Source organism: Streptomyces sp. SM10 (assembly GCF_002910915.1).
In the GTDB taxonomy this organism is placed as follows: Bacteria; Actinomycetota; Actinomycetes; order Streptomycetales; family Streptomycetaceae; genus Streptomyces.
Window position 1 is genome coordinate 33,978 of sequence record NZ_NEUF01000132.1, and the last position, 9,342, is coordinate 43,319.

The 9,342-nt window shown below is 70.5% G+C and carries 8 protein-coding genes; 6 read left to right on the forward strand and 2 right to left on the reverse strand.

Annotated features, from left to right (window positions below):
* Window positions 1–28: 28 nt before the first annotated feature.
* From B9S57_RS21155 to B9S57_RS21175, 5 genes are all read left to right on the forward strand, one after another.
* Window positions 29–523 (forward strand): MarR family winged helix-turn-helix transcriptional regulator, encoded by a 495-nt coding sequence (locus tag B9S57_RS21155; protein WP_258036486.1) that lies wholly within the window; start codon window positions 29–31, stop codon window positions 521–523.
* 93 nt (window positions 524–616) lie between these two features.
* Entirely contained in the window at window positions 617–2,743 is a 2,127-nt protein-coding gene (locus B9S57_RS21160) for an MMPL family transporter (RefSeq protein WP_103517136.1), read from the forward strand.
* A 148-nt stretch (window positions 2,744–2,891) separates the two neighbouring features.
* Entirely contained in the window at window positions 2,892–3,560 is a 669-nt protein-coding gene (locus B9S57_RS21165) for a TetR family transcriptional regulator (protein ID WP_103517137.1), read from the forward strand.
* Window positions 3,557–4,333: an SDR family NAD(P)-dependent oxidoreductase gene (locus B9S57_RS21170; protein WP_103517138.1), complete on the forward strand. Its 777-nt coding sequence runs from the start codon at window positions 3,557–3,559 to the stop codon at window positions 4,331–4,333. Before B9S57_RS21165 ends, B9S57_RS21170 begins: the two co-directional genes overlap by 4 nt.
* Window positions 4,334–4,398: 65 nt before the next feature.
* Window positions 4,399–5,439 carry an NAD(P)-dependent alcohol dehydrogenase gene (locus tag B9S57_RS21175; protein ID WP_103517139.1) on the forward strand — a complete coding sequence of 347 codons (1,041 nt, stop codon included), beginning with the start codon at window positions 4,399–4,401 and terminating at the stop codon, window positions 5,437–5,439.
* Window positions 5,440–5,530: 91 nt separating this feature from the next.
* Here B9S57_RS21175 and B9S57_RS21180 read toward each other — a convergent pair whose 3' ends face one another.
* Both B9S57_RS21180 and B9S57_RS21185 read right to left on the reverse strand, forming a co-directional pair.
* Window positions 5,531–7,015 carry a SulP family inorganic anion transporter gene (locus tag B9S57_RS21180; RefSeq protein WP_103517140.1) on the reverse strand — a complete coding sequence of 495 codons (1,485 nt, stop codon included), beginning with the start codon at window positions 7,013–7,015 and terminating at the stop codon, window positions 5,531–5,533.
* Window positions 7,016–7,270: 255 nt separating this feature from the next.
* On the reverse strand, window positions 7,271–7,675 hold the full coding sequence (locus B9S57_RS21185) for a hypothetical protein (protein ID WP_103517141.1): 405 nt from the start codon (window positions 7,673–7,675) through the stop codon (window positions 7,271–7,273).
* 1,176 nt (window positions 7,676–8,851) lie between these two features.
* Here B9S57_RS21185 and B9S57_RS21190 point away from each other — a divergent pair.
* Entirely contained in the window at window positions 8,852–9,070 is a 219-nt protein-coding gene (locus B9S57_RS21190) for an MbtH family protein (RefSeq protein WP_103517193.1), read from the forward strand.
* The last annotated feature ends 272 nt before the right edge of the window (window positions 9,071–9,342 follow it).

Consider the following 9,342-nt stretch of genomic DNA (forward strand, 5'->3'; position numbering starts at 1 on the left):
GCGGTCCTGCGCGCCCTAGTATGGGCCGGTGGACAGTACGGACGGCCTTCGCGACGGACCCGGCCCGGATGCGGCGGGAGTGTCGGAGCTCCAGGCGCTCGCCGTGGAGCTGCGCCGGATGAACGGCGAGATCAACCGTCTGGTGCACGCCTTCGCGCACGCGCAGGGCCTGCATGCGACGGACGTGCAGGCGCTCGGCGCGATCCTTGACGCGGACGTCCCTCTGACCCCCGGCCGGCTCCGTGAGCACCTCGGTCTCACCTCCGGAGCGGTCACCGCCTGTCTGGACCGGCTCGAGCGTGCGGGTCACATCAGGCGTGCGCGGGAGAGCGCCGACCGCCGAGTGGTGCACCTCTACTACGAGTCGGGGGCCAAGGCGGCGGCGCGCTCGTTCTTCATGCCTCTCGCCGAGGCGGCGGCCGGTGCGCGTGCCGCGTCCGGGCCGCAGGAGCTGGAAGCCGCCCTCCGGTTCCTCGGGCGGATGAACGGCGAACTCTCCCGCATGCAGGTCCCTCCGCGGTGAAGGCCTGTGCCGGCGGAGGCTGCACCGCGAGCATGTAATCTCAATCATTGAGATACATCACTATTGAGAGATCGCGGCCGACCCAGGAGTGCCATGTCCACCGCATCGAAGCCGGTCCGCCGGCTGGTCCTTGTGCCCGTCTTCCTCGTGCTCGCCTGGCTCGTCGTCGGCGGCGCCTTCGGCTCGTACGCCGGGAAACTCGGGGAGGTGGCCACCAACGACCAGGCCGCCTTCCTGCCGCAGAGCGCCGAGTCCACCCGGGTCGTCGAAGCCCAGAAGGCGTTCAGCCGGCAGGAGACCGTGCCCGCGATCATCGTCTGGACCTCGGAAGAGGGCGGGAAACTCGGCCCGGAGCAGCAGGAGGCGGCGACGGCGGCCCTCGCCTCGGTCGAAGGCGGCCCGGGTGTGACGGGCCGGGTGAGCCCCGCCCTGCTGTCCGAGGACGGAAAGGCGCTGGAGGGCGTCGTCCAGCTGAGGCCTGACCTCGGGGACGCGCTCCCCGACTCCCTCGCGGACATCCGGAGCGCCGCCGAAGCCGTCCCGGGGACAGCGGTCTGGCTCGCCGGGCCCGCGGCCTCGCAGGCCGACCTGTCGGACGCCTTCGCCGGCATCGACGGGCTGCTGCTCGGCGTCGCGCTGGTGACCGTGCTGGTCATTCTGCTGCTGGTCTACCGCAGTGTCCTGCTGCCTCTGATCATCATCGTCGGCGCGGTGTTCGCCCTCGGCGTCTCCTGCGCGATCGTCTACGTCCTGGCCGACCACGACATCGTCCGGGTGGACGGGCAGGTCCAGGGCATCCTGTCGATCCTCGTCATCGGCGCCGCGACCGACTACGCACTGCTCCTCACCGCCCGGTTCCGCGAGGAGCTCTCACGCAAGCCCGACCGCTGGACCGCGATGCGCGCCGCGCTCAGGGAGTCCGCCGGACCGATCACGGCCAGCGCCGCCACCGTGGCGCTGGGGCTGCTCGCCCTCCTGCTCAGCGACCTCACCAACAACCGCGCGCTCGGGCCCGTGGGTGCCATCGGCATCGTCTGCTCCGTCCTGAGCGCTCTGACCTTCCTGCCCGCCGTCCTGGTCCTGCTCGGCAGGGCCGCGTACTGGCCGTCGGCCCCGAAGAAGGGCACGGAGCAGCCGGCCTCCGGCTCTGCGGGAATCTGGTCGCGGATCGCCGGACTGGTCGACCGCGCCCCGCGCAAGGTGTGGGCCTTCACGCTGATCGGGCTCCTGGCCGGCGCGGCCTTCATGCCCACGCTGAACTCCAAGGGAGTGCCCCTGGACGAGATCTTCGTCAACGACGCGCCGTCCGTCGCCGCACAGGAGACCCTGGGGCGGCACTTCCCCGGTGGATCGGGCAACCCCGCCGTCGTGATCGCCGGCGCGGACCGGGCGAAGCAGGTCGTCGCCGCCGCGGAGGACGTCCCCGGCGTCGCGAGCGTCACCGTCGTCACCGCTTCGGGGCGCCCCGGTGCCGGAGAACCGCTCGTCGTGGACGGCCGGGTGCGCGTCGACGCCACCCTCGTGGACGCGGCGGACAGCGACGCGGCCAAGGCCGCCGTCGCGCGGCTCCGCGAGGCCGTCCACGCCGTACCCGGAGCCGAAGCGCTCGTCGGCGGCTACACCGCCCAGCAGTACGACACCCAGAGGACCGCCGAACACGACCGCAACATCATCGTGCCGGTGGTGCTGGTCATCATCCTGGTCATCCTGATCGGACTGCTCCGCTCGCTGCTCATGCCGCTGCTCCTCGTGGCGACGGTGGCGCTCAACTTCCTCGCCACCCTCGGCATCTCCTCGCTGGTCTTCGAGCACGTCTTCGGCTTCAGCGGCACGGACTCCTCCGTACCGCTCTACGGATTCGTCTTCCTGGTCGCCCTCGGCGTCGACTACAACATCTTCCTGATGTCGCGGGTCCGCGAGGAGTCCCTGATCCACGGCACCCGGCAGGGCGTGCTGCGCGGACTCACCACCACGGGCGGCGTCATCACCTCCGCCGGCGTCGTGCTGGCGGCCACCTTCGCGGCCCTGGGCGTCATCCCGCTCGCCTTCCTGGTCCAGATCGCCTTCATCGTCGCGTTCGGGGTCCTGCTTGACACCCTCGTCGTGCGCTCGCTCCTGGTGCCCGCCCTGGTCAGGGACATCGGACGCACGGCCTGGTGGCCGGGCGCGCTGAGCCGGGGCAGGGAGGAGACCTCGCCCGCAGGGACCCGCCTGCCGTAGGGGCCGTGCTCCAGGAACCCGGGGTGACCGCACGTCGTCGCCCCGGGTTCCCGCGTACCGCTATCCGGTGGCCCGACCGCTCACGACATCCTGATGTCCCATCGGGACAGATGTCCCATCGGGACACTTAAGGGTGTACGGTGCATGTATGAAGGAATCAGGGAGTGGCCCGGACCGGCGCGGCCGCAAGGCACGCAGGACCAGGGACGCGCTGGCGCGGAGCGCGTTCGAGCTCGTACTCGACCGTGGTCTGCGGAGCGTGACGGTCGAGGAGATCGCGCAGGCGGCCGACGTCGACCGGCGCACCTTCAGCCGGTACTTCCCGAACAAGGAGGCCGCCGTCCTCGACGCAGTGCGGGGCGACGGCGACAGGATCAACCGAGCGCTCCGCGAGCGCCCTCCGGCCGAACCGCCGCTCACCGCCTACCGGCGGGCCGTCCTCGACTGGCTCGACGACCCGGAGGCGGAGCCGTGGCACCGGCGGCCCCGCATCTTCGACCTGCTGGTCATGGCCGAGGAGGAGCCCACTCTGTACGCGGCGTACCACCACATCCGGGTGGACGCCCAGGAGGAGTCGGTGGCGATTCTCGCGGAACGCCTCGGTGTGGACCCACGGGAGGACCTCCGTCCCGCCGTGGCCGTCGCCGCGGGAGCCGGAGCGCTCCTCGCGGCCCAGGCGGCATGGGTGCGGGGCGGCCGGCCGGCCGACCTGCCCACGTTCGTCGTACATGCATTCGACGCCCTCTCCACGCACCTGCTGGATTCCCCGCAGGACGGGCCGGCGCCCCACAGCACCACGCAAGGAAGCACAGCATGAGCACCAACCTCCCCACCGCCCTCGAGACGGAGTTCACCGGCAAGGTCGCCCTCGTCACCGGCGGAGCCTCCGGAATCGGCCTCGCCCTGAGCCGGCAGCTCGCCGCGAGCGGCGCGAGCGTCGTCGTCGCCGATCACGACGAGGCGGGTGCCCGCAAGGCCGCCGACGAACTGCGGGCCACCGGCGCCCGCGCCACGGCGGTCGCAGTCGACGTCACGGACCCCACCTCCGTCGAGGCCGGTGTGGCCCACGCCGTCGACACCTTCGGCGCCCTGCACCTCGCCGTGAACAACGCCGGCATCGGCGGCCCGGCCCAGCCCACCGGCGCGTACGGGATCGAGGACTGGAACCGGGTCCTCGCCACCAACCTGAGCGGTGTCTTCTACTCGATGCGTTACGAGCTCCCCGCCATCCTGGCGGCGGGCGGGGGCGCCGTCGTCAACATCTCGTCGATCCTCGGCACCAACGGCTTCGCGAACTCCCCGGCGTACGTGGCAGCCAAGCACGGCGTCGTCGGCCTCACCAAGACCGCGGCGCTCGAATACGCGGCACAGAACGTACGCATCAACGCCGTCGGCCCGGGCTTCATCGACACCCCACTGCTCCGCGACACCGACGGTCCCGCCCGCGACCACCTGATCTCCCTCCACCCGGCAGGCCGCCTGGGGACATCGGAAGAGGTCGCCGAACTCGCCGCCTTCCTCCTCTCCGACCGCGCCTCCTTCATCCACGGCAGCTACCACCTGGTGGACGGCGGCTACTCCGCCTCCTGACCCGAGTGGCGCACCGCCACCACCGGGGTCACAAAGGAAGTACGGAGAGACAGAGAAGGAGAGACATGAAAGCCGTCCAGTACCGCACCATCGGCGCCGCACCCGAGGTCGTCGAGATACCCGAGCCCGTGGCGGGGCCCGGCCAGATCCTGCTGAAGGTCAGTGCCGCCGGTGTCTGTCACTCGGACATCGCCGTGATGAGCTGGCCCGCCGAGGGGTTCCCCTACGAGTTGCCGCTCACCCTCGGCCACGAGGGGGTCGGCACCGTCGCCGCGCTCGGTGAGGGTGCGGAGGGCGTCTCGGTCGGAGACACCGTCGCCGTCTACGGTCCGTGGGGCTGCGGCACCTGCGTGAACTGCGCGGAGGGCCGCGAGAACTACTGCCTGCGCGCCGCCGACCTCGGCATCAACCCGCCCGGACTGGGCAACCCCGGGGCCATGGCCGAGTACATGATCGTCGACGACGCCCGTCACCTGACGCCGATCGGCGACCTCGACCCGGTCAAGACGGTCTCGCTGACCGACGCGGGCCTCACCCCCTACCACGCGATCAAGCGCTCGCTGCCGAAGCTGCTGCCCGGGGCCACCGCCGTGGTCATCGGCACCGGCGGGCTGGGGCACGTCGCGATCCAGCTGCTGCGCGCCATGACGGCCGTACGGGTCATCGCCCTCGACGTCACCGAGGAGAAGCTCGCCCTCGCCAAGGCCGTGGGTGCCCATGAGGCCGTGCTCTCCGACGAGAACGCCGCGGCCAGGGTCCGCGAGCTCACCGGCGGCATCGGTGCCAAGGTCGTGTTCGACTTCGTCGGCGCCGAGCCCACCGTGAAGACGGCCGGTGCGGTCGCCTCCATCGACAGCGACGTCACCATCGTGGGCATCGGCGGTGGAATGCTGCCCGTCGGATTCGGCGTCCTGCCGTTCTCCACGTCGGTCACCGCGCCGTACTGGGGCTCGCGCAGGGAACTCGCCGAGGTCATCGAACTCGCCCACGCCGGTGCCGTCGACGTCCACGTCGAGACGTACTCCATCGACGAGGCCCCGCTCGCCTACGAGCGACTGCACGCGGGCAAGATCAACGGCCGCGCGGTCATCCTGCCCAACGGCTGACGCCGAAGGACGGCTCGCCGGGACGCCTTCGGAGGGCGCCCCGGCGAGCCGTCCGTGCTGTTCGTTGTCCGTTGTCACGGCGCCCGTGCGCTCAGGAAGCCGCCGTCACCACGTCCGACCGGGTCAGCCGCACGGGTTCGGTCCCGGACGAACTGTGCCGCTCCGCCCAGCTCTCCAGCGCCGTACGGCAGGCGTGGTCCAGGTGGTGCAGGCCGGAGAGGTCCAGGGCGATCGGCCGGTCCTTGGGCAGGGCCTCCAGGCTGTCGAGTATCTTCGGCAGCCGCAGAAAGGTGGCATTTCCCGACAGACGGGCACGGACCTGGTCACCGCTGCTGTCGACGACCTCCAGCCTGATGTGCGAGGCGTCCCACGCCGCCTTGGCCACCGACAGGGCCAGACCGGTGAGGACGCCCTCGAACATGTTCACGGTGACGATCGAGACCGCGGTGACGACCAGGATCAGCGCCTCGCCGCGGTGCTCGCGCCACAGTGCCACGAGCGAGCGGAGCGGGATCAGCTTCCACCCGGCGTGGATGAGGATGCCGGCGAGGGCGGGCAGGGGGATGAGTCCCAGCGCGGAGGGGAACAGCGCGGCGAAGAGCAGCAGCCACAGGCCGTGCAGCACCCGCGAGGCCCGGGTCCGCGCGCCCGCCTGGACGTTGGCGGAGCTCCGCACGATCACCGCGGTCATCGGCAGCGCGCCCAGGAGACCGCACACCGTGTTGCCCGTGCCCTGGGCCATCAGCTCCTTGTCGTACCGGGTACGCGGCCCGTCGTGCAGACGGTCCACCGCGGCCGCGCTGAACAGGCTCTCCGCCGAGGCGATGAGGGTGAAGGCTGCCACCGTCCCGAGCAGGCCCGTGCTCGCGAGCCCGCCGAACTCGGACAGGGCGGGCATCTGGACGGCGTCCAGCAGTCCCTGCACCTGGACCGTCTCGACCGGCAGGTCGAACACCAGCGACACGACTGTGGCGAGCGCGACCGCGGCGAGTGCGCCCGGAAGGGCTCGTACCCGCTTCGGCAGCCTGCTCCACACCATCAACAGGGCGATGGTCGCCGCACCGACCGCGAGTGACGTGAGCGCCGCGGGAGTGGACACGGCGTCGGCCAGCAGTCGCGGGATGCCGGCCATCTTGGCCGTGCCCGAGGCCGGTGCGTCGATGCCCGCCGCCGCGTAGAGCTGGCCCGCGATGAGAACCAGGCCGATGCCGGCGAGCATGCCCTCGACGACCGAGACGGAGATGGCACGGAACCAGCGGCCCAGCCGCAGCGCGCCCATGGCCAGTTGGAGCAGCCCCGTGGTCAGTACGATCACGCCGAGCGCGGGCAGTCCGAAGGTCCGCACGGCTTCGAGGACGAGCACGGTCAGACCCGCGGCGGGCCCTGACACCTGGAGACTGCTGCCGCGCATGAGGCCGGTGACGAGACCGCCCACGATGCCGGTGATCAGCCCCAGTTCGGCAGGTACGCCGGAGGCCACGGCGACGCCCACGCACAACGGCAGGGCGACCAGGAAGACGACGAGTGACGCGGTGAAGTCCTGCCGCAGATGAGGGAATCCCGTGAGCCGGTCCATGGCGGCCCTCATCCCGTGCGGAAGGGGGCCGAGCGCACGTCGCCGGGCGGAGGTGCCCAGACGGCGGTGACGCTGATGAGCAGGGCTTCTGCCGTCGGGTGATCGACAAGTGAATGCATGCCAGTGGATCCTCCTGGCGCGCCGGAGGGCGGCGCGTCGGTACGCGGATGAGAGCTGGGGCCAAAGGGCGGGCGGGGGCAGCCCCGCGACGCCGGGTCCCGCGGGACCGGTGGGGGCAGGTCTCCGGACCTCAGCTCAGCAGCGGAACACCTGGAGCGCGCAGGGGGAGTGGGCGGTCGAGCATCTGGAGACGTGAGGCCCGCTGCCCATGGCGGCGACGGCCGCCTGCGCCAGCATCCCGCCGGTGGCGCTCGCCACGACGGAACGGGACGGTGTCTCCGGGGCGGGCACGGTGGCCGAGCGGTGGCGGTCGCGGTGGCGGAGAAGGCCGTTCGGCTCGCCACCGCGATCGGAGGTGCCGCACGTGCCGTACTCACCGTGTGCCGTAAGGGCGTCCCCGGGACGGTCGGCACCGGTCCCCGGAGCGGACGCGTGGGCGTGGGCCGAGGGCGCGCCGGAGGCCGGGAGCGTGCCGGAGTACGGGGCCAGGAGGACGCTCATCAGGAACGCGATGACGAACCGGACTGCCGCTCCCCGCACTCTTCACCTCCTGACGGACTTTCTCCCTGTCCTTCGGGACGCTAACAGGCTGAAGCGTTTATGGAGTTAACCCCTTGTGAAGAGTCTGAAAGTCGATCCTCGGCGAGTCGAATGACACGGTTCAGCCCGAGGCAGGCCTGTGGCCTGCGCTTACACCACACGATCGGTTCTCAGTATTTGAGATCATTCGGGTCTGCGTGGCGTCTGCATATGCCGGATCGAGAGCAGTCGTCACATTCGCACAATGGTTCGGCGGTTGGGGCGTCGATAACCTCCAGCAAGGGCGGATGGCGGACCGGTGGCTGAATGTGGATCCGAATGCGGCGCATTGACGCCGTGAGGCGTGACCGACCCACCCGGGCACGGTGCGGCCGGCTGGACGGGTGCGGGTCCGCACGGGCGGCCAGGCGTGATCGGTCGCCCCTGCGGTTGCAGGAGGCGGGCGGCGTGGGGCGGGCTCCCGCTCTTCGTTGCGCGGAGCGACAGGTCGAGGTGTGGTCGTGCGGCGGCTTCCCGCCACGGTGAAGGCGGCGGCCGGTTGTTGCCGGCCTGGCTCCGGCCGACCGGGAGTGCGTCGCCCGAAGCGGGGGTGGAGTCCGGTGGGCAGTCCCACCGCCGTGGCCGAGGTGTGTCCCGTCGGCCGAATGGCCATCGATGGTGACGCCCCCGTTCGCCCGGATGGCGAGATGGGGTGGGGGCGCATGCCCGGCGCACAGGGGGCTCCGCGCGCATTCAGGGTGCATACGGGGAGTGAGCGGGCGCACGCGCGGGGCTATCCGGAATTGCGTGGGTCATAGTCAGAGATATCGGCGCAATGGGGTCAGGGGGTGACTCGATGTTTTCGCTTCAGGCCGGTTGGCATATGTCCAGGGCGAAAACCGCATCCGGTGGCTCATTGTGTACTCGTGGGTAACAGGTCGATTTTTTAGCCAGGTTGTCGTCGGTCCTCTAGGGTGGCTGGCGTGAACGGGCGGAGTCGGGGAAGTCGTGACCCGATTCGCCGGTTCGCCGCCGATATTCGAGTGAGTGAGGTGTCGCCGCCCCGCGTGGTAGGCATTACGTGTGGGGGTCGGGGGATCGTGCGTGCGGTGACCGTCGGGAACGCTCCGACTCGAGAATGGCCGGAAATGAACGACCAACATGCCGTGGAATTGGTGAGAACAGGTGGGGGACGCCGTGACCAACCCTTTCGATGACGAGTCGGGGCGGTTCGTACCGCTGGTGAACGAGGAAGGCCAGTACTCGTTGTGGCCTGCGCATCTCGAGGTACCGGGCGGCTGGCGTGCCGGCGGTCCGGAAGGGTCGCGTCAGGAGTGCCTCGATGCGATCGAGCAGGCCTGGACCGACATGCGGCCGGCCAGCCTGATCCGGTCCATGGCGGCTGACGCCGGATAGGCGGGTGTCCGGGGCGGTGTCCACGCCGCCCCGGCCGGGCGGTGTTTGGTGATCGAATTTCATCAATCTCGCTCTTGAGTCGGTCAAAATTGATCAGCCGGGTGCAAATTTTGCCCTTTGCCTCCCCGTGTCCAGGCTGCCTTCCTGTGTGTCGTTCATGTGCTGTTCATCGATTGCCGGAGGTACCCGCTCCGGCCTGTCCTGGACGCGTGACGACACGTCCGTCTCATTCCGGGTTCCGCTGCCCGGGGCGAGCCTCCGGGAGTTCCTGA